The 18,654-nt window shown below is 61.5% G+C and carries 19 protein-coding genes; 12 read left to right on the forward strand and 7 right to left on the reverse strand.

What is annotated here, in order from left to right; genetic code table 11:
- The first annotated feature begins 475 nt into the window (after nt 1-475).
- The 3 genes from ACOKS3_RS19775 (at nt 476) to ACOKS3_RS19785 (ending at nt 3,301) form a co-directional block, all read left to right on the forward strand.
- Nucleotides 476-1,417 (forward strand): chromate resistance protein ChrB domain-containing protein, encoded by a 942-nt coding sequence (locus tag ACOKS3_RS19775; RefSeq protein WP_422763927.1) that lies wholly within the window; start codon nt 476-478, stop codon nt 1,415-1,417.
- Complete coding sequence (chrA, locus tag ACOKS3_RS19780; RefSeq protein ID WP_463581453.1) at nt 1,410-2,780, forward strand: chromate efflux transporter; 1,371 nt, start codon at nt 1,410-1,412, stop codon at nt 2,778-2,780. Before ACOKS3_RS19775 ends, chrA begins: the two co-directional genes overlap by 8 nt.
- A 68-nt stretch (nt 2,781-2,848) precedes the next feature.
- Nucleotides 2,849-3,301: a chromate resistance protein ChrB domain-containing protein gene (locus tag ACOKS3_RS19785; RefSeq protein ID WP_422764155.1), complete on the forward strand. Its 453-nt coding sequence runs from the start codon at nt 2,849-2,851 to the stop codon at nt 3,299-3,301.
- A gap of 200 nt (nt 3,302-3,501) precedes the next feature.
- Here the strand turns inward: ACOKS3_RS19785 and ACOKS3_RS19790 are convergent, their stop codons facing one another.
- Nucleotides 3,502-4,623, reverse strand: coding sequence for a site-specific integrase (locus ACOKS3_RS19790; protein ID WP_422764154.1), 1,122 nt, complete (start codon nt 4,621-4,623; stop codon nt 3,502-3,504).
- Between the two features lie 101 nt (nt 4,624-4,724).
- Between ACOKS3_RS19790 and dusA the strand changes: the two genes are divergently transcribed.
- The 4 genes from dusA to ACOKS3_RS19810 all read left to right on the forward strand — a co-directional run bounded on the left by dusA (nt 4,725) and on the right by ACOKS3_RS19810 (nt 9,453).
- On the forward strand, nt 4,725-5,735 hold the full coding sequence (dusA, locus tag ACOKS3_RS19795; protein ID WP_422764158.1) for a tRNA dihydrouridine(20/20a) synthase DusA: 1,011 nt from the start codon (nt 4,725-4,727) through the stop codon (nt 5,733-5,735).
- 247 nt (nt 5,736-5,982) lie between these two features.
- Nucleotides 5,983-6,909, forward strand: coding sequence for a transaldolase (gene tal, locus ACOKS3_RS19800; RefSeq protein WP_103449844.1), 927 nt, complete (start codon nt 5,983-5,985; stop codon nt 6,907-6,909).
- Between the two features lie 96 nt (nt 6,910-7,005).
- Complete coding sequence (locus ACOKS3_RS19805) at nt 7,006-8,847, forward strand: alkaline phosphatase D family protein (protein WP_422764153.1); 1,842 nt, start codon at nt 7,006-7,008, stop codon at nt 8,845-8,847.
- Between the two features lie 150 nt (nt 8,848-8,997).
- Nucleotides 8,998-9,453 (forward strand): REP-associated tyrosine transposase, encoded by a 456-nt coding sequence (locus tag ACOKS3_RS19810; protein WP_103449842.1) that lies wholly within the window; start codon nt 8,998-9,000, stop codon nt 9,451-9,453.
- Between the two features lie 61 nt (nt 9,454-9,514).
- Here the strand turns inward: ACOKS3_RS19810 and rssC are convergent, their stop codons facing one another.
- Together rssC and rssB are read right to left on the reverse strand one after the other, a co-directional pair.
- The gene (rssC, locus tag ACOKS3_RS19815) at nt 9,515-9,997 is read right to left on the reverse strand and encodes an anti-sigma factor antagonist RssC (RefSeq protein ID WP_027919583.1); all 483 of its coding nucleotides are present in this window, start codon (nt 9,995-9,997) and stop codon (nt 9,515-9,517) included.
- Nucleotides 9,994-11,178 (reverse strand): two-component system response regulator RssB, encoded by a 1,185-nt coding sequence (gene rssB, locus ACOKS3_RS19820; protein ID WP_103449909.1) that lies wholly within the window; start codon nt 11,176-11,178, stop codon nt 9,994-9,996. Before rssB ends, rssC begins: the two co-directional genes overlap by 4 nt.
- Before the next feature lie 270 nt (nt 11,179-11,448).
- Between rssB and ACOKS3_RS19825 the strand changes: the two genes are divergently transcribed.
- The gene (locus ACOKS3_RS19825; RefSeq protein ID WP_422764152.1) at nt 11,449-11,748 is read left to right on the forward strand and encodes a PilZ domain-containing protein; all 300 of its coding nucleotides are present in this window, start codon (nt 11,449-11,451) and stop codon (nt 11,746-11,748) included.
- Nucleotides 11,749-11,799: 51 nt separating this feature from the next.
- Here the strand turns inward: ACOKS3_RS19825 and ACOKS3_RS19830 are convergent, their stop codons facing one another.
- A complete protein-coding gene (locus ACOKS3_RS19830) occupies nt 11,800-12,507 on the reverse strand; it encodes an MlaA family lipoprotein (protein WP_103449840.1) in 708 nt (235 codons plus the stop codon).
- Between the two features lie 188 nt (nt 12,508-12,695).
- Here ACOKS3_RS19830 and ACOKS3_RS19835 point away from each other — a divergent pair, with 188 nt between their 5' ends.
- Together ACOKS3_RS19835 and ACOKS3_RS19840 are read left to right on the forward strand one after the other, a co-directional pair.
- Nucleotides 12,696-13,259 carry a phosphonoacetaldehyde phosphonohydrolase-related protein gene (locus ACOKS3_RS19835; protein WP_103449839.1) on the forward strand — a complete coding sequence of 188 codons (564 nt, stop codon included), beginning with the start codon at nt 12,696-12,698 and terminating at the stop codon, nt 13,257-13,259.
- A gap of 123 nt (nt 13,260-13,382) precedes the next feature.
- Complete coding sequence (locus ACOKS3_RS19840; protein ID WP_103449838.1) at nt 13,383-13,646, forward strand: DUF4404 family protein; 264 nt, start codon at nt 13,383-13,385, stop codon at nt 13,644-13,646.
- 39 nt (nt 13,647-13,685) lie between these two features.
- Here the strand turns inward: ACOKS3_RS19840 and queF are convergent, their stop codons facing one another.
- Both queF and ACOKS3_RS19850 read right to left on the reverse strand, forming a co-directional pair.
- Nucleotides 13,686-14,516 (reverse strand): NADPH-dependent 7-cyano-7-deazaguanine reductase QueF, encoded by an 831-nt coding sequence (gene queF / locus ACOKS3_RS19845; RefSeq protein WP_103449837.1) that lies wholly within the window; start codon nt 14,514-14,516, stop codon nt 13,686-13,688.
- Between the two features lie 68 nt (nt 14,517-14,584).
- Nucleotides 14,585-15,118 carry a cupredoxin domain-containing protein gene (locus tag ACOKS3_RS19850; RefSeq protein WP_422764150.1) on the reverse strand — a complete coding sequence of 178 codons (534 nt, stop codon included), beginning with the start codon at nt 15,116-15,118 and terminating at the stop codon, nt 14,585-14,587.
- A gap of 150 nt (nt 15,119-15,268) precedes the next feature.
- Between ACOKS3_RS19850 and cinR the strand changes: the two genes are divergently transcribed.
- Together cinR and ACOKS3_RS19860 are read left to right on the forward strand one after the other, a co-directional pair.
- On the forward strand, nt 15,269-15,949 hold the full coding sequence (cinR, locus tag ACOKS3_RS19855) for a two-component system response regulator CinR (protein WP_103449835.1): 681 nt from the start codon (nt 15,269-15,271) through the stop codon (nt 15,947-15,949).
- Complete coding sequence (locus tag ACOKS3_RS19860; RefSeq protein WP_422764149.1) at nt 15,949-17,292, forward strand: heavy metal sensor histidine kinase; 1,344 nt, start codon at nt 15,949-15,951, stop codon at nt 17,290-17,292. The genes cinR and ACOKS3_RS19860 overlap by 1 nt, the downstream gene beginning before the upstream one ends.
- Before the next feature lie 107 nt (nt 17,293-17,399).
- Here the strand turns inward: ACOKS3_RS19860 and ACOKS3_RS19865 are convergent, their stop codons facing one another.
- Entirely contained in the window at nt 17,400-18,641 is a 1,242-nt protein-coding gene (locus ACOKS3_RS19865) for a lipoprotein-releasing ABC transporter permease subunit (RefSeq protein WP_422764147.1), read from the reverse strand.
- Nucleotides 18,642-18,654: the final 13 nt, after the last annotated feature.

The following is an 18,654-nucleotide window of genomic DNA, read 5'->3' on the forward strand; positions in this document are numbered from 1 at the left end:
AGTGCGTCCAAGCCCACATCTACCACCGGAATACCCGTCTTGGGCAGAGCGACATCGGCTTGAGCTGCCTCCGCCTTGCCTCCACGCCGGTAACCCAACGCCCCAACCGCAGCCGCCAGGGCTCCCAGCCCCATCACCACTTCCGGCAGCTTGTCCGAGAGCTTGGTGATGCCCTATAACCGGGAAATTGCACCTCGCCTGGCCAGGTGCCGGTGGCCGTCGACATCGTCGACGATCAATCCGGACCGGACTTTGGCGAGGGCAGCTAACGACCCATAGCGGTCATTCCTGAGCAACTTGATCCTGAGGATGTAAGGCTTGGGCAAAGCAATTTGCCTTTGCAGGTTGCGCATGCCGTGGGAAGAGCATCGTCAAAGCGACTCCCTGCTATTCAGCACACTCGATGAATACCCCTTGCTTCTTATTAGACCTAGAGTAGTGTAGAGAAACATACATTTTACGTTGAATACTCTACATGATTTATTGGTCGCTACTGATCCTTGGGCTGCCGACGGCCAATGCCACCGAGCGTATGCGCGCCTGGAGGACGCTGAAGGCCTCTGGTGCAGCTGTGCTGCGTGATGGTGTTTACCTGCTGCCAGAACAGTGCGCAGGCCGAGAAACGCTCGAAGCCGTGGAGCGAGATGTGTTGGCCATCAACGGAACGGCATTTCTGCTGTCGCTGCCTGAACGCGAGGAGCGCTTCAGCGGGCTATTCGACAGAAGCGATGAGTACGCCAAGCTGATGGAGGAAATTGCAGGCTGCCGAGCTGACTTGTCCCCGTATAATGCGCTGCAGATAGCCCGGCAGGTGCGCAAGCTCAGGAAGGCCTTCGGCCAGTTGGCGGCGATCGACTTCTTCCCAGGTGTGTTCAAGAAACAAACCGACTCGGCCCTACAGGAGCTTGAAACCGCGATTAGCCGTGCACTGTCCTCCGATGAGCCAAGTGCGCACGATGAGGCCGTCAATCAGCTGGAGCGCAGCGAATACCAAGGTCGCCGATGGGCAACGCGAAAACGCCCGTGGGTGGATCGATTGGCATGTGCCTGGCTGATCCGTCGCTTCATCGATGCAGACGCCCAATTCATTTGGTTGGACAGTCCCAGCGACTGCCCAAGCGATGCGCTCGGCTTTGATTTTGATGGGGCCAGGTTCAGCCACGTTGGCCAGCGGGTTTCCTTCGAAACCCTTATCGAGAGCTTTTGTGTTCAGCAGCCAGGCCTGGCACGCCTGGCAGGCGTCATCCACTACCTGGATGTGGGGGGCGTCCAACCTTCCGAAGCACCAGGCATCGAGCGTGTCCTCGCCGGCTTGAGAGAGAGCATTGGCGATGACGATCAACTGACAACGGTCGCCGGAGGCATCTTCGATGGCCTCCTGACGGCTTTCGCAAGTGAGGAAACCCAAAATGGTTGATACCACTTCAGCAGTGAGTGAACAGCCGCCATCGCAAGCGACTCAGCAGCCGATCGGCCTCTATGAAGCCTTCCTGTTCTGGCTCAAGCTAGGTTTCATCAGCTTTGGCGGGCCTGCCGGACAAATCTCGATCATGCACCAGGAGTTGGTCGAGCGTAGGCGGTGGATTAGTGAGAAGCGCTTTCTGCATGCGCTGAATTACTGCATGTTACTACCTGGTCCTGAGGCTCAGCAGCTCGCCACATACATCGGCTGGCTCATGCACCGCACCTGGGGCGGGGTGATTGCCGGCGCATTGTTCGTGCTGCCTTCGCTGTTCATCCTGATCGGTTTGTCCTGGGTCTACGTCGCCTTTGGCGAGGTGCCGGTAGTCGCGGGGATCTTCTATGGCATCAAGCCGGCGGTCACGGCCATTGTCGTCCATGCTGCCCACCGAATTGGTTCGCGAGCGTTGAAGAATGGTTGGCTGTGGGCCATAGCCGGGGCCTCGTTCGTGGCCATCTTCGCCCTCAACATGCCGTTCCCGCTGATCGTGCTGGTTGCCGCCATCATTGGCTATGCGGGGGGGCGCTTCGCCCCAAGCAAATTCGTGATCGGTGGCGGTCATGGGGTGGCGAAGAACAGCTATGGCCCGGCCCTGATCGATGACGATACCCCAACACCTGAACATGCACGTTTCAGATGGGGTCACCTAGTACGCCTGTTGCTGATCGCTGCTGGGCTCTGGATCCTGCCTATGGGGCTGCTGACGCTCTCGTTTGGCTGGGAGGGCACGCTGACGCAGATGGGCTGGTTCTTCACCAAGGCCGCCCTGATGACCTTCGGCGGTGCCTACGCTGTGCTGCCCTATGTCTATCAGGGAGCTGTTGGGCATTACGGTTGGCTGACGCCAACCCAGATGATCGATGGCCTCGCCTTGGGGGAAACCACGCCTGGGCCACTGATCATGGTCGTTGCCTTCGTCGGCTTCGTCGGTGGCTATGTGCATTCGATGTTCGGTGCGGAACACTCATTCCTTGCCGGCGCGATCGCGGCGAGCCTCGTCACTTGGTTCACCTTCCTGCCTTCGTTCATCTTCATCCTTGCCGGTGGCCCGGTGGTGGAGTCGACTCACAACGAGATGAAATTCACCGCCCCGCTGACAGGCATCACCGCCGCTGTGGTGGGGGTGATCCTGAACCTCGCTATGTTCTTCGGCTACCACGTGCTTTGGCCAAAGGGTTTCAGTGGGGCTTTTGACTGGCCGTCGGCGGTGATCGCGGTTGCTGCTGCGATTGCCTTGTTCCGCTTCAAACGGGGTGTAATCCAAGTACTGTTTGCCTGCGCCCTGGCTGGTCTGGCAGTCCATCTGTTGCGTGTTTGAAACCAACAGCCGGCCAGTACCATCGGCCGGCATTTCATGACTCATTGTCTGCCGGCGGGAGGCGTCCAATGAAATGGGTAACGCGTGAACGTCCGAAGATCGATCGTATTGCCTGTCCTTGGCTCATACAGCGGTTCATCGATCCAGCCCCGATGTTCCTCTACGTCCCCAGCAGCGAGGTCCTGCGTGTGGCAAATGATGAAGGCGCCACGCCCTATGACATTCCAGGGGTTGAGTTGAGCCATGTCGGGCCGCTGTGCAGCTTCGATGCATTCCTCAGGAAGTACCAACTTGATGATCCTGCTCTGGCCAGGCTGGCAGAAATCGTTCGCGGGGCTGACACGTCACGGCTCGACCTAACGCCTCAATCCGCGGGCCTCTACGCCATTTCGTTGGGGCTTTCACGCTGCTACGCGGATGACCAAGAAATGCTGAAGCAAGGCCTGGCGCTCTACGACGCACTGTACGCATGGTGCCGTGACTGCCAGAGTGAAACACACAACTGGCCGCCGCAGATGTAAGCACTTGGTTTGTCGGGCAGTGGAAATCCTATCCAACAACGTACTGGCACTGCTGGCTCCAGGCGTGCTGAAGCGAATAGAAGCTAGGATGTCCGTCAGCTATGGGTCGAAAGCAGCCGTACTCGACTGACCGCAATCGACCCAAAGCCGATGCCTACCACTTGTAAGCGCTTATAGAGGTAGCATCGTTACCCACCCGCCTACTCCGCCCGGGCGCCGAGTTTAACCGGGGCCTGAATGATCTGATCCATCCACTTCCAGCCTTTATACCCATCACCTCGCCCACGCAAATGGGTATACCGCCGCAGCGAGTTCCAATCACGGTGACCAGATACACTTGAGACCCTCGGTATGTCCCAGTCCATTTCAAACAACCGACTCACCCCTTCGTGACGCAAGTCGTGGAAGTGCAGATCCTCTATCCCTTTCATCTTGCATGCCTTCGACCAGGCTGTACCGATTGAATCCGTGTTGTAAGGAAATATCTCGCGACATTCTCTGGGCATGCTCTGCACGATGATCCACGCTTCATCCGGCAAGTAACACCAGACATCGTTGCCGATCTTCTGACCGGGGTTTTTCATGTCCCGCACCTTCACTGCCTGCCGGTGCTCATCGAGATCTTCCCACCGTATGCGTGTGATCTCGTCCATTCGGCGGGTCGAAAAAATCGCGAACGCTACTACCTTGGGCATGTGGATGACGCTCGGACGCCGCTGCAACATCTCGAAGAAGTGCTCCATCACCTTATCGATCTCATCGAGCGTAGGACGCCGATCCCGCTCTCGGCTCTTCAGGTTGTAGCCGAACTTCTTCAGCACCAGACGCGCATCTGGCATTGCTTGCGCGTCAATCTCATACCCCCACGCCGCCCTGGCGAGGGACAGCACCGACCCCAGGTGCGCCAGGTCATTGCCGGCAGTCTGCGGTTTAATGCCTCCACCTTCAGGACTCATGCGCCACAGCGCATAGTCCACCAGCACCTGCTGGGTGAGGTCAGAATCCACCTTCTCCCCCAGGTAGCTGTTCTTGATGGCATTCAACGTGCGGCGCTTCGTATCGCCCAACGGCCGGGCTTTCTCGGCCTCGACTAGGTAGCGATCGATCATCTGCTTGACCGTGTGCCCTACCCGGCTGGCCCGCTCGATTGCACCAGGCTCCGCCAACTCGGTTTCCCGTCGCTTCGCCCAGGCCACCGCCGCCTGTTTGCGGGCGAACGTCTGGCTCTCTTGGTAGACTGTCACCTTATCGCGGTTGATGCGGATCTGAGCTGTGTAGCTGATGGAGCCGTCGGCCTTCTTGCGGGGTCTGATCGTTGCCATGAGAATTGGTACACGTCCTGATTCGATTGGTACATTGCAACAAGCGCTTGGTAAAAACGCCCCAAAACCCCCGAAAATCGGTACGAAACACGTTGAACGAAATCACTGCAAAATCAGGCGCTAAGCCAGATACCACGCGCGCTGAGCCGTCCAGACGCTTCAGCGTGGCTCCCATGATGGACTGGACGGACCGTCATTGCCGGTTCTTCCTGCGCCTGCTCTCCAAGCAAACCCTGCTCTACACCGAAATGGTCACCACCGGTGCCCTGCTGCACAACGACGCGCACCGTTTCCTGCGCCACGACGTCTCCGAGCACCCGCTGGCCCTCCAGCTGGGCGGCAGTGTGCCGGCCGACCTGGCCGCCTGCGCCAAGCTGGCCGAGGAAGCCGGCTACGACGAGGTCAACCTCAACGTCGGCTGCCCGAGCGACCGGGTGCAGAACAACATGATCGGTGCCTGCCTGATGGCCCATCCGGCACTGGTGGCCGATTGCGTGAAAGCCATGCAGGATGCGGTATCCACGCCGGTGACGGTGAAGCACCGCATCGGCATCAATGGCCGCGACAGCTATGCCGAGCTGTGCGATTTCGTTGGCCAGGTGCGTGAGGCCGGCTGCCGGAGCTTTACCGTGCATGCGCGCATTGCGATTCTCGAGGGCCTGTCGCCGAAGGAGAACCGCGAGATCCCGCCGCTGCGCTACGACGTGGCCGCGCAGTTGAAGGCGGACTTCCCAGACCTGGAGATCGTGCTCAATGGCGGGATCAAGACCCTGGCGGAATGCCAGGCGCACCTTGAGACCTTCGATGGCGTAATGCTGGGGCGTGAGGCGTACCACAACCCTTACCTGCTGGCCGAGGTGGATCAGCAACTGTTTGCCAGCCAAGCGCCGGTGGTGAGCCGCAGCGAGGCACTGGAGCAGTTGCGGCCTTATATCGTGGCGCACATGGAGAGTGGTGGCGCGATGCATCACATCACCCGGCATATTCTGGGGCTTGGCCAGGGTTTCCCGGGGGCGCGACGGTTCCGCCAATTGTTGTCGGCGGATATTCACAAGGCGGCGGAGCCGCTGAAGGTGTTCGATCAGGCGGCGGAGTTGATGCAAGGGCGGTGAGGTTGGGGTTGCGGCGAGTCTGACAGGTGCTTGCCACAATATCTTCAGCGCCTGTGGGATCGAGCGCCGCGCGGGCGGCGCTCGATCCCACAGGCGCTAAAACACTCAAGGCGAGCCCTCAGGGAACCTCGCGCCAGCTGCTGACTCGAATCATCACCTTCGGCAATTCTGCCCTGCCCCACTGGCCTCTTGAGCGCCCGTCGGGCCTCGGGTAATGTCGAGTAAATGCACAGGACAGAGCACGCCCATGACCTCCAAGCTGGAACAACTCAAGCAGTTCACCACCGTGGTTGCCGACACCGGGGACCTGGATGCCATCACCCGCCTCAAGCCGGTCGATGCCACCACCAACCCGTCGCTGCTGCTCAAGGCCGCCGCCATGCCGGGCTATGCCGAGCTGCTCAAGCAGGTGAAGGCCGATGCCAAGGGCAATGTCGACCTGGCCTGCGACAAGTTCGCCGTGGCCGTGGGCGCGGGCATTCTCAAGGTCATTCCGGGGCGAATTTCCACCGAGGTGGATGCGCGCCTGTCGTTCGATGAGCCGGCGCTGCTGAACAAGGCACGTCAGCTGATCGGCCTGTACGAAGCCGCCGGGGTATCGAAAGACCGCGTGCTGATCAAGCTGGCCTCCACCTGGGAAGGCATCCGCGCCGCCGAAAAGCTGGAAAAGGAAGGCATTCAGACCAACCTGACCCTGCTGTTCTCCTTCGCCCAGGCCCAGGCCTGCGCCGACGCTGGCGTGTTCCTGATATCGCCGTTCGTGGGCCGTATCTACGACTGGTACAAGAAAAGCACCGGCCAGGACTACGTCGGCGCCGAAGACCCGGGTGTGCAGTCGGTCACGCGCATCTACAACTATTACAAGACCAATGGCTACGACACCGTGGTCATGGGCGCCAGCTTCCGCAATCTCGGCCAGATCGAACAGCTGGCCGGCTGCGATCGCCTGACCATCAGCCCGGACCTGCTGGACAAGCTGGGCAGTGACCAGGGCGAGCTGCCGCGGATTCTCAAGCCGGGCAATGCCGGTGAGGCCAAGCAGGTGCTGAACGAAAGCCAGTTCCGCTGGGCGATGAACGAAGATGCCATGGGCACCGAGAAACTGGCTGAAGGCATTCGCCAGTTTGCCCGCGATCAGGAAAAGCTCGAGAAGTTGATGGCTGAAAAAGCCTGATACATCTAAGGTTTGCCAGACGGGCGGGAAATGTTCAGCATTTTCCGCCCGTTTTGTTTCAGCGGGCTATGAATGCGTTCTGAACTCAAAGGCAAAATGACCTCATCCCCATTGCCCCTCGTACTCGCCGGCCCGGTAATGCGCCGCCTGGAACCGCAAAGGCTAGCCATCTGGCTGGTCGGCAGCCAACCCCTGCAGCCCGAATTCATCCTCGACGGCACCGCCAAGGTCGATTGCCAAGTCGTTGCTGTCGGCCAGCACGCCTTCATTCACCTGCTGGACATTCACTTCGCCGAGCCCCTGCCGCGCAACGTCGCCATCGCCTACGAGCTGCTGATCGATGGCCTGGGCATCGCCGACTGGGCCCCGCACCTGCTTTACCCTGGCAGCCATCGCCCCAGCCTGGTGCTGCGCGACCGCCTTGACCAGGTGCTGCATGGGTCCTGCCGCAAGCCGCATCACCCGGCCGCCGACGGCCTGCTCTGCGCTGACCGGTTGCTACAAACCTGCCAACGACCGGAAGACCGCCCCGCCGTGCTATTGATGACAGGCGACCAGATTTATACCGACGACGTCGCCGGCCCGATGCTGCGCGCCATCCATTCACTGATCGAACGCCTGGGGCTGTTCGACGAATCGCTGGACGGCGCGGTGGTCACCGACAGCCAAACGCTCTACAGCCACCCGGCCAGCTACTACCATCGCGCCGACCTGTTGCCCGCCCAGCAGGGCAACGAAACCCTGCGCGAGCGCTTCTTCGGCGGCAAGCGCAAGCCGATCTTCTCCTCCAGCAACGCCGACAACCACTTGGTGACCTTCGCCGAGGTCATGGCCATGTATCTGCTGGTGTGGGCGCCCGCGCCCTGGCGCCTGGTAGACCTGGGCATGCCTAGCGGCCTGAGCCAGCAAGACCAGGCGCGCTACCGCGAGGAACTGCCGCTGATCGAGGCCTTCGCCGCCAGCCTGAGCGACGTGGCACGGGTGATGGCCCACCTGCCCTGCCTGATGATCTTCGACGACCACGACATCACCGACGACTGGAACCTCTCGGCGCAATGGGAAGAAACCGCTTACGGCAACCCCTTCTCGCGGCGGATCATCGGCAATGCGCTGCTGGGCTATCTGCTGTGCCAGGCTTGGGGCAACGACCCGGATGGCTGCAACATACTGGTCAGCCAGTGCCAGACGCTAACCCGGCAGCAGGATGAGCTGATCGGCGAGCTGTTGCGCTTCCAGGGCTGGCAGTACAGCCTGCCCAGCGAGCCGCCGCTGCTGGTGCTGGACACCCGCACCCGCCGCTGGCGCAGCGAAAGCGACCTGGGCAAGCCGTCCGGCCTGCTCGACTGGGAAGCGCTGTGCGAGCTGCAGCAGGCGCTGCTGGACCACCCCTCGGCAATCATCGTGTCACCGGCACCGATCTTTGGCGTCAAGCTGATCGAGACCGTGCAGAAGGTGTTCAGCTGGCTGGGCTACCCGTTGCTGGTGGATGCCGAAAACTGGATGGCCCACCGTGGCGCGGCGCAGGTGATCCTGAACATCTTCCGCCATTCACGCACACCGGGGCACTACGTGATCCTCTCGGGCGACGTGCACTATTCGTTCGTCTACGAGGTGCTGATCCGCCACCGCCAACGCAGCCCGCATCTGTGGCAGGTGACCAGCAGCGGGATCAAGAACGAGTTCCCACGGCGCTTGCTGGACGTGCTGGACCGGCTCAACCGCTGGCTGTATTCGCCACGATCACCACTGAACTGGTTCACCAAGCGCCGGCAGATGGAGGTGGTGCCACTCACGCCCAGCCGCAGCAAGGCCGGGGAGCGGCTGTGGAATGGGGCGGGGTTGGGGCAGGTGCTGTTCGATGAGCAAGGGCGGCCGGCGCGGGTGTTCCAGCTGAGTGCGGATGGCAGTGAGGCGACCGAGTTTGCGCAGCGGGATTAAATGTCACCTGGCGACCACGCGAATCCTGTAGGAGCGGGCTTGCCCCGCGAAAGGGCCAGTACTGGCAACCAATATCCAGCAACCATTACCTGCTTCACGCCACGGCTACCTGAACTATGTTTCGCTTGAACGCTCATCAAGGGATATCACATGGATCGTGCCCACAACCACCTCCTGCGCCGTGGCCGCTTTTCTCAACCGGGCGAGCTTTACCTGCTCACCACTGTCACCTATCAGCGACAACGCATCTTTACTCAGATGCGCTTTGCCCGCGCCGTCATTCATCAACTGCGGAAAACTGATAGTGATGGACTGACCCAATCTTTGGCGTGGGTCGTCATGCCTGACCATGTGCATTGGCTGATTGAACTGCAAACTGGAACCCTGTGCCATCTGATGCGCCGGTTCAAATCATGCAGTAGCCATGCGCTTTATCAAGCTGGCATGGCGCGCCGCAAAATATGGCAAGCAGGGTATTACGACCGAGCGCTACGCCGAAAAGAGCATGTGCAGGAAGTCGCCAGGTACATTATTGCCAATCCGATAAGGGCTGGACTGGTGACGCGGTCGGGGGACTACCCACACTGGGATGCGATCTGGGTATGAACTGGTGGCCCTTTCGCGGGGCAAGCCCGCTCCTACAATGACCGTGTCATACCGAAAGGGATCAGGTCCGCTCCAGCGCATTCACCAGGTCATGGAAGGCTTCGCGGTTGGAGTCATTGAGCCCCATGAGGATCTTGTGCGCCTCCAGCACCTTGGAGCGCACCACATCCTCGTTCTGATCCTGCGACGGCAGATCGGTCAGGCACTCTGGGCGTGGCACCGGGCGGTCGACGATGTTGAACACCTGGTCGAAGCCCATGGATTGCAGCAGGCGCGAAATGTCCGGGTTGGTGGTAACCACGGTCGGCAACAGGCCCACCTTCTGCCGCGACAGGATCGACAGCTTGGCCAGCAGGCCCAAGGTGGTGCTGTCGATGCTCTCGGTTTCGGTCAGGTCGATGACGATGGTCGAGAAGTTCAGCGCGGTGAAAATCTTCTCGATCGTCGCATCCAGCGCCGAACACAGTGTCAGACGCACTTCACCGACGAATTTCAGTACAAAGGTACCGCTCTGCTCGGCGAACTGGATTCTACCGGTACTCATTGAAGGTTCCTGCTCAACACCAATAGGGCGATATCATCCGGCATCTCCCCAAGCGTAGCCAATCCAAATCGTTGGCGCAGCCCATCCAGGCTACCACCCGCTGCATTGACGATCTCCGGCAAAGCAGCTTCTTTATCTTTGAGCGTATGCCCCGGCAAAAGGTCCAGAATGCCATCGGACATCAAGCTCAGGCTGAACTGCGGCGGCAGCTCGATCACCAGGTCCTGGTAGGTCGCCTCGTCGAACAGCCCCACCGGCAGGCCGCGGCCTTCCAGGTAGCGGGCCTGGCCCGGGGTATACAGCACCGGCAGCGGCAGGTGGCCGCCCACGGCGTAGGTCAGCAGGCCGGTTTCTTCATCAATCACACCACCGACCATGGTCACGTGCTTGCCCAACTTGCAGTTGATCAGCCCGCGGTTGATGTGGCTGAGCACTTCCGAAGGCTTGAACTCGCGCAGCTTGCTGCTGCGCTTGAATTCGAACAACAGCCGCGTGGTCATGAACTTCAGCAACACCGTGACGAACGCCGATGATGCACCGTGCCCGGAGACATCGGCCAGGTAGAAGGCTATGCGCCGCTCATCCACACGGAAGTAGTCGGCGAAATCACCCGACAGGTACAGCGACGGGATGATCTGGTGCTCGAAAGAGAACTCGCCGAGCTTCCAGGGGCTTTCCGGCAGCATGTTCATCTGCACCTGGCGACCAGCGGTCTGGTCCTCCTGCAACAGGTGCAGGCTGGCTTCCAGTTCACGGTTGGCCGCTTCCAGCTTGTCGCGGTAGCGCTGGTTTTCCAGCACCAGGCGCGAACGGTCAAGCGCCCGGCGTACCGAGTGTTCGAGCACGGCGAGGTCTTCCAGCGGCTTGATCAGGTAGTCGGCAGCGCCCAGGCGCAAGGCCTCGACCGCATCGCTCATCACGCCGGCACCCGACACCACGATCACCGGCAACTGCGGTGCGCGCTCGCTGATCTGGCGGATCAGTTCGAGGCCGCCCATCTGCGGCATGCGCAGATCGCAGATCACGAGGTCGGGCTGGTGTTCTTCGAAGACCTGGAGCCCCTGCTGGCCATTACCGGCCTGGAGGACGCTGAAGCCACTGTCTTCCAGATAGGCGGCGAGGCTCGCACGGACCACGTCGTCATCATCGATGATCAGCAGCGTTGCACTGATTTTCTGCATGTGGGCGAACGGCGCCGATTTGGGTGGGTGCAGGGGTGCCAGCAAGGCTGACATCCAACTGCTGGAATACTCTGTGGTAACGCTCTACTTGAGTTGTAGGCCAAGAACGCGGCCCAGGCAACCAGTCGAGATACCTCGTAAGGCGCAGACGGTACTCCCATCCGCAAGGCGTTTCAAGCATACGTCGGTCGAGTACGCTGCTCTTTACAGGGTAAATCACCGAGAGTTATAAAAACGCCAACCAGTACAACCTATTGGGAAGGATGCAGCATGCCTCATACACCCTCCAACCACAGCGAGAAACGCGATTTCATCCGCATGCGCATCGACACCGAGGTCAGCCTGCTGCATGAGGGGCAGGTCATCGCGGCGGTGTGCCTGGACCTTTCCAGCGGCGGCATGCAGGTCCAGGCGCCGCAGCAATTCAAAGTCGGTGACCACCTGGAGGTGCGCATCGACTCCGATCACCCGGCCCTCAAGGGCCTGCACACCAGCACCGAGGTGGTGTGGATCGCCGATCAACCCGATGGGCAGCAGAAACTCGGCCTTCGCATCCTGGCCATGCATTGAGCGGTAACAAAAACGGCGACCCGAAGGTCGCCGTTTTCATGCCTGCACGGATCAGAAGTCGTCTTCGACTTCGCCATCCTTGACCTTGAACTCGCGGTTCTGCAGATAGGCATTGCGGATGAAGATGTATTTGTCACCCTGAATCAGCTTCTCGGCCGACAACAGGCTGGCCCGGGTGTCGACCACGTTCAGGGCGAAGATCGAGTTACGCACCGGTACATCGTTGATGTAGCGGTAGGGTTCGGTATAGGTGTCGGGGTACTTGGCCAGGCCGTCCCGCACGGTGCTCGGGCCGAGCAGCGGGATCACGACGTACGGGCCGCTGGGCACGCCCCAGCGACCGAGGGTCTGGCCGAAGTCTTCGTCGTTGCGCTGCAGGCCCATCTTGGTGCCGACGTCAAAGAAGCCGCCAAGGCCGAACACGGTATTGACGATCAGCCGCGCGGTATCCACGCCCGCTGCATGGGGCTTGAATTGCAGCACGTCGTTGGCCAGGTTGGTGACATCCCCGACGTTGTTGAACATGTTGTGGATGCCATCCTGCAAGAACTGCGGGGTGACCCACTGGTAGCCCTTGGCCAATGGCTTGAGGCCATAGGTATCGATCGTATCGTTGAAACGGAAAATCGGTCGGTTGACCGCTTCCCAAGGATCTTCCTCGGTGGCGGCCTGAGTGGCTGCCATGGGCGCCAGCAGCAAGCTGGCGCAGACAAAGGCCTGGGTGACTCGCTCGATCACACCGGCACCGATCCTACGCATAGATGTTTCTCCATCGAAATTCTCGGCCGCAAGCGCAACGGGGCGCTGCTGTACTGCGGCAGTATAGAGCCTTGCACGCTGATAAACAGCTTTACACATTTTTGCTCAATAAATTGTGAACAACTGTTGCCCGTCACAGCACGGTAACAATCGTCGAATAGCCTGCGGATTATTTCAGGGACGTTACCATGCTCGCTGCACCCGCCATTACCGCTGTGCTGTTCGGCCTGCGCGGCTGCCTGGTCCAGGCCACCGACGGCAGCCCCCTGCCCGCCCCTGGCGCCCTCGAAACGCTGGCTGGCCTGCGCCATGCGCAGGTGCCGTGCATCTGGCTGGACGACTTGAGCAGCTTGCAAAGCAGGCGCCTGGCCACCGTGTTACCAGACTGGTTGCCAGGTCACTCGGTCAACGGCGTGCGCTGGCCGGCGCCGAATGCCTGCTGGCAGGCCTTGATGAGCCTGGACAGCGAACGCCTGGAAGGTTGCGTGCTGGTCAGCGGTGAGCCCAAGCTCTTGCAGTCAGGCCTCAACGCCGGCTTGTGGACAGTGGGGCTGGCGGCCTGCAGCCCGTCGTGCGACCTCTCCTCCAGGCAATGGCAGGCCATGACCCAGCAAGAGCAGGATCTGGCCCGCGGCAAGGCCACGCTGGCCCTGTTCAGCCTGGGCGTGCATTCGGTAATCGACCACCTCGATGAACTGGATACCTGCCTTGCCGACATCGCGCTGCGCTGCAGCAAGGGCGAAAAACCCTGACACAGCACCATTGATGCGGATCATGCAAAGCGCCAGCGAGTGGATTACGCTAGGAGACAGGCGAGAACCTTTGCCGCTTCGCTGAGGTCCATGCCTTGCCAAGCCATTGATGGAGAAAAGCCAATGCCTGCCCGCGAATTGCAAGAGCGCTTGAACAGCCTGCGCGAGCAACTGGACCGCAACGTACCGCTTACGGATGAAGAACTGGCCGCCCTGCACGAAGAAGCCAGGCAGATCGAAGCGCAGTTGAAGCTCGAGGAAGCCACGCCGGACAACAACGTGGTCGACGGGGTGAACCTGGCGATCGAACGCTTCGAGGCCGACCACCCGGATTTGACCGCCACCCTGCGCAGCATTGCCAACTCGCTGCACAGCATGGGTATCTGAAACGACCGGGGCCGCTTTGCGGCCCCAGCTACATAGAACTTACTGGCGAACCAGTCGCAGGTTCGCCGGGCTAATCGCCCCGGTGCTGCGGTATGGGTTGATATCCAGCCCGCCGCGGCGCACATACCGCGCATACACGGTCAGGTGCTCAGGCTGCAGCAGGTTCTTCAAGTCCAGGTAGATCCGCTCCACGCACTGCTCATGGAAGTCGGCGTGCTGGCGGAAGCTGATCAGGTAGGTCAGCAGGCTGGCATGGTCCAGCGCCCTGCCCTTGTACTCCACCACCACGCTGCCCCAGTCTGGCTGGCCGGTCACCGGGCAATTGGACTTGAGCAGGTGGCTGTGCACCGTCTCTTCGACCATGCGCTCCGGGTTGCAGCTCAGCAATTCAGGTTGCGGTTGCTCGTAGTTGTCGATCGCCACATCCAGCGCATCGATGCATTCCCCGGGCAAGGCAACCACGCCCTGCGCCTCCACCTCCGCCAGGGTGCGCACCTGCACGCCAACTGGCTTGCCAGCGGCCGCCGACAGGTCCTTCTCCAGGCACGCCTGCAGCTCGCCGATCGAGGCGAATACGGTCTGGTTCAACGAGTTGAGGTAGAGCTTGAAGGACTTCGACTCGATGATGTTCGGCGAATCGGCCGGAATGGCGAACTCACCGATGGCCACCACCGGTTTGCCCGAGGGCAGCAACCACGACAGCTCGAAGCAGTTCCAGTAATCCACGCCCTGCCACGGCAAGGTCTGGGCAGTCACGCCCAGCTCAGCCCACTTGGCCGTACGCGGGATCGGGAACAGCAACGAAGGCGTGTAGGTGGCGATGTATTCGCTGGACTTGCCCAGCGGAGAATGTTCGGCGGCGGGATGCATGGAAACTGACCTGGAGGTTCGAAATTGCCCCTAGTCTACCGGTTTTGCACCCCGCCTTGGAGTGCCAGTCACTCGATGGTCAGCTCCCCGACCATACCGGCCTGATAATGCCCCGGCACGTTGCAGGCGAATTCAATCGGTGCCGACTTGCGGAAGGTCCAGGTCAGTTCGGCGCGCTGGCCAGGCTGCACCAGTACGGTGTTGCCACCGCCATGGCCATGGGCACCGTGGTCCATCTGGCCAGGGGTCATCGGAGCATGGCCCATCTGCGAATGGTCCATGCCCTCATGCTGCATGGCAGCGTTGTACATCTTGCCCTGCATGGCGATCATTTCCTTCTGGTGTTCAGCATGCATGGCCTTGTCACCGAGGTTGAACTCATGGGGCAACTTGCCTTCGTTGATCAGCACGAAACGCACGGTCTCACCGGCTTTCACCTGCAGGCTCTTGGGCTCGAAGGCGATGTCCTTGAGCACTACCTCGACAGTGCGAGTGGCCTTGACTGCCGGGGCGGGCTCGCCGAAAGCGAAGGTTTTCGCCTCGCCGGCCAGGGCGGGCAGGCTGACCAGGGCCAAAGCGGCGGCGATGAACAGGTGTTTCATGATGACTCCAAAGATCACAGCGGGATGAGACCACTCTAGAAAGGCACGGCTGGCGGTTAGCTGACGGGAAGATTACAACTTTGTCAGCTTGGGCGAGCAGGCACATCGTCACGTATCATTTCAGCCATCACCCGACCCTGTAGGAGCCTCATGAAACTGCTGATCGTCGAAGACCAGGCCCGCACCGGCCAGTACCTGAGCCAGGGCCTGAGTGAAGCCGGCTTCGCCACCGAACTGGCTACCGACGGCGAGACCGGCCAGTACCTGGCCCTGACCGGCGACCACGACTTGCTGATCCTGGACGTGATGCTGCCCGGGCGTGATGGCTGGCAGATTCTGCAGGCCGTGCGCACTGCCGGGCTGGATACCCCGGTGCTGTTCCTCACCGCCCGCGACGCCGTCGAAGACCGCGTGCACGGCCTGGAACTGGGCGCCGACGATTACCTGGTCAAGCCGTTCGCCTTCTCCGAACTGCTGGCCCGGGTACGCAGCCTGCTGCGCCGCGGCGCCAGCCCCAGCCAGGACACCACCCTGATCCTGGCCGACCTGCGCCTGGACCTGATTCGCCGGCGCGCCGAACGGGCCGGCACACGCATCGACCTGACCGCCAAGGAGTTCGCCCTGCTCGAACTGCTGCTGCGCCGCCAGGGCGAGGTGCTGCCCAAGTCGCTGATTGCCTCGCAAGTGTGGGACATGAACTTCGACAGCGACACCAACGTGATCGAAGTGGCGGTACGCCGCCTGCGCCTGAAGATCGACGACCCGCACCCGAACAAGCTGATCCATACCGTGCGCGGCATGGGCTACGTGCTCGAAGAGCGCCAGGACTGATGCGCCGGCTTTCCCTCGGCACGCGTCTGGCACTGCTGTTTGCCGCCTGTACCGCCACCGTGTCGCTGGGTGCGGGGCTGCTGTTCAACCGTGCCAGCGAGCAGCATTTCGTCGAACTGGACCAGCAACTGCTGGAATCGCGCCTGTCCCTGTTTCGCAGCCAGCTCGCCGGCCTGAAGGGCCCTGACGATCTGCAGAGCCGTTTGCCAGCCTTGCGCAACGAGCTCAGCCACCAGGCTGACCTGGCGCTGCGCATCGACGGCCGCGACGGCGCGATCTGGTTTGCCAGCCGCGACGGCCTGCCAGACACACCGTCAACGCCCGGGCTGACGACCCTGTACGCAGACGGCGTCGATTATCGAAGCCTGGCAGTGCCGGCGGACGATCAGACGGCTGCGCAACTGACACTGTTTCTCGACATCACCCATCACCAGCACTTCCTGCAAGGCATGCAGCGCCTGATCTGGCTCACCGTCGGGCTGTCGGCCCTGGCCACTGCGCTGCTGGGTGCCTGGGCCGCGCGCAGCGGCCTGCGCCCACTGCGCCAGATGGGCCAGGTGGCCAACAGCGTGTCGGCGCGCTCACTGACCACCCGTCTGCCGGTGGTGCAAATGCCCGAGGAGCTGGCGGAACTGGCCACCACCGTGAACGCCATGCTGCAACGCCTGGACGACGCCTTCCAGCGCCTGTCGGCGTTCTCCGCCGACATCGCCCACGAGCTGCGCACGCCGCTGTCCAACCTGCTGACCCACACCCAGGTCACCCTCACCCGCCCGCGCAGCCTGGAGGAATACCGCGAAGCACTGCATGGCAACCTCGAAGAACTGCAGTGGATGGCGCAGATGATCAACGACATGCTGTTCCTCGCCAAGGCCGACCACGGCCTGCTGGTGCCGGGGCAGGCGGCGCTGGCCTTGCACGATGACGTGGACGCGCTGCTGGAATATTACGCGCCGTTGGCCGAGGACAATGAGGTGCAGTTGCTGCGCGAAGGCGAGGCGGTCTTGCAGGGGGATCGGCATATGCTGCGACGGGCGCTGTCCAACCTGCTCGACAATGCCTTGCGCTTCACGCCGCCGGGCGGGCAGATACGGGTGACGCTGGAGCCGGGCTTGCGGATTTGCGTGGCCAATACCGGGACGGCAATCGAAGCGGCGGCGTTACCGCGCCTGTTTGATCGTTTCTACCGGGTGGACCCGGCGCGGCGGGAAGGGAGTAGTGAGCATGCCGGGTTGGGGTTGGCGATTACCCGATCGATCGTGCAGGCCCATGGCGGGAGTATTCGGGCGCAATGCGGGGACGGCTGGACAAAGTTCGTGATCGAGCTGCCTGAAATCCGGTGAAACGGGGGGCTGCTTTGCAGCCCATCGCGGGGCAAGCCCGCTCCTACAGGGAAATGCGTTACCTGTAGGAGCGGGCTTGCCCCGCGAAGAGGCCCTGGCTGGATGGCTCAGACCGCCAGGCCAATCGCCGGCTGAACCTGCGATGCCCGATACGCCGGATAGATGGTCGCCAGGAAGCTCATCACCAACCCGGCAGCACAGATCATCAGCACATCCCCGCCCTGCAGTTCGGACGGCAAGCTGCTGACGAAGTAAACATCGGAAGTGAAGATGTGCTGCCCGCTCACCCGCTCCAGCCAGCCGACGATCTGGCTGACATTGAGCGCGGCAATCACCCCGAGCACCCCGCCGATCAAGGTGCCGACAATGCCGATCAGGCTGCCCTGAACCATGAACGTACCCATGATCTGCGCAGGCGTGGCACCCAGGGTACGGAGGATGGCGATGTCCGGCCCCTTGTCGTTCACCACCATCACCAGGGTGGCGATGATGTTGAATGCCGCCACCGCAATGATCATCAGCAGCAACAGGCCGATCATGGTCTTTTCCATCTTCATCGCGCTGAACAGGCTCCCTTGGGTGTGCGACCAGTCATCGGCGCGGTAGCCATCGCCCAAGCCCGCAGCGATTGCCTTGGACACCTGCGGTGCTGCGTACAGGTCATGCAGCTTCAGGCGCACACCCTGTACCTGGCCAGGTGCCCAGCGCTGCATTTCGCCGGCATCTGCCACATGCATGTAGGCCTGCGAGCCGTCCAGCTCGGCACCGACCTTGAAGATGCCAACCACAGTCAGGCGCTGCATGCGCGGGGTGATACCGCCGGGTTCCTTGCTGATTTCCGGCACGATCAGGGTCAGCTTGTCGCCAGTGTTGAGGCGGAAGCGCCGCGCGGTCAGTTCGCCGATGACCACGCCGTACTCGCCCGGCTGCAGGTTCTGCAGGCGGCCCTGAACAATATGCTGGCCGACGATCGAGACCTTGTCTTCCTCGGCCGGGTCGATGCCGCTGACCTGGATCGGCTGCATCGCCCCTTTGTACGAAAGCATGCCTTCCATCTCGGTGATCGGCGCCGCGGCCATCACAGCCGGGTTCTGCAACGCAGCGTCGGCCGCCGTGCGCCAGTCGTCCAGCGGCTGCACGCCAAGGATCGAGGCATGCGGCACCAGGCCAAGAATGCGCGAGCTCATTTCGCGCTGGAAGCCGTTCATCACCGACAGCACCACGATCATCGCCAGCACGCCCAGCGACAGGCCGATCATCGAGGTCATCGAAATGAACGAGATGAAGTGGTTGCGGCGCTTGGCCCGGGTGTAGCGCGCGCCAATGAAGATGGGCAAGGGTCTGAACATGTTGGAAACACCC

Origin of the sequence: Pseudomonas sp. HS6-2, assembly GCF_049325675.2 — a bacterium.
In the GTDB taxonomy this organism is placed as follows: domain Bacteria; phylum Pseudomonadota; class Gammaproteobacteria; order Pseudomonadales; family Pseudomonadaceae; genus Aquipseudomonas; species Aquipseudomonas putida_N.

Coding starts and splice junctions, on each gene's coding strand:
- ACOKS3_RS19775 (WP_422763927.1), top strand. CDS start 476: ATGATTTATTGGTCGCTACTGATCCTTGGGCTGCCGACGGCCAATGCC.
- chrA (WP_463581453.1), top strand. CDS start 1,410: ATGGTTGATACCACTTCAGCAGTGAGTGAACAGCCGCCATCGCAAGCG.
- ACOKS3_RS19785 (WP_422764155.1), top strand. CDS start 2,849: ATGAAATGGGTAACGCGTGAACGTCCGAAGATCGATCGTATTGCCTGT.
- ACOKS3_RS19790 (WP_422764154.1), bottom strand. CDS start 4,623: ATGGCAACGATCAGACCCCGCAAGAAGGCCGACGGCTCCATCAGCTAC.
- tal (WP_103449844.1), top strand. CDS start 5,983: ATGACCTCCAAGCTGGAACAACTCAAGCAGTTCACCACCGTGGTTGCC.
- ACOKS3_RS19805 (WP_422764153.1), top strand. CDS start 7,006: ATGACCTCATCCCCATTGCCCCTCGTACTCGCCGGCCCGGTAATGCGC.
- ACOKS3_RS19810 (WP_103449842.1), top strand. CDS start 8,998: ATGGATCGTGCCCACAACCACCTCCTGCGCCGTGGCCGCTTTTCTCAA.
- rssC (WP_027919583.1), bottom strand. CDS start 9,997: ATGAGTACCGGTAGAATCCAGTTCGCCGAGCAGAGCGGTACCTTTGTA.
- rssB (WP_103449909.1), bottom strand. CDS start 11,178: ATGCAGAAAATCAGTGCAACGCTGCTGATCATCGATGATGACGACGTG.
- ACOKS3_RS19825 (WP_422764152.1), top strand. CDS start 11,449: ATGCCTCATACACCCTCCAACCACAGCGAGAAACGCGATTTCATCCGC.
- ACOKS3_RS19830 (WP_103449840.1), bottom strand. CDS start 12,507: ATGCGTAGGATCGGTGCCGGTGTGATCGAGCGAGTCACCCAGGCCTTT.
- ACOKS3_RS19835 (WP_103449839.1), top strand. CDS start 12,696: ATGCTCGCTGCACCCGCCATTACCGCTGTGCTGTTCGGCCTGCGCGGC.
- ACOKS3_RS19840 (WP_103449838.1), top strand. CDS start 13,383: ATGCCTGCCCGCGAATTGCAAGAGCGCTTGAACAGCCTGCGCGAGCAA.
- queF (WP_103449837.1), bottom strand. CDS start 14,516: ATGCATCCCGCCGCCGAACATTCTCCGCTGGGCAAGTCCAGCGAATAC.
- ACOKS3_RS19850 (WP_422764150.1), bottom strand. CDS start 15,118: ATGAAACACCTGTTCATCGCCGCCGCTTTGGCCCTGGTCAGCCTGCCC.
- cinR (WP_103449835.1), top strand. CDS start 15,269: ATGAAACTGCTGATCGTCGAAGACCAGGCCCGCACCGGCCAGTACCTG.
- ACOKS3_RS19860 (WP_422764149.1), top strand. CDS start 15,949: ATGCGCCGGCTTTCCCTCGGCACGCGTCTGGCACTGCTGTTTGCCGCC.
- ACOKS3_RS19865 (WP_422764147.1), bottom strand. CDS start 18,641: ATGTTCAGACCCTTGCCCATCTTCATTGGCGCGCGCTACACCCGGGCC.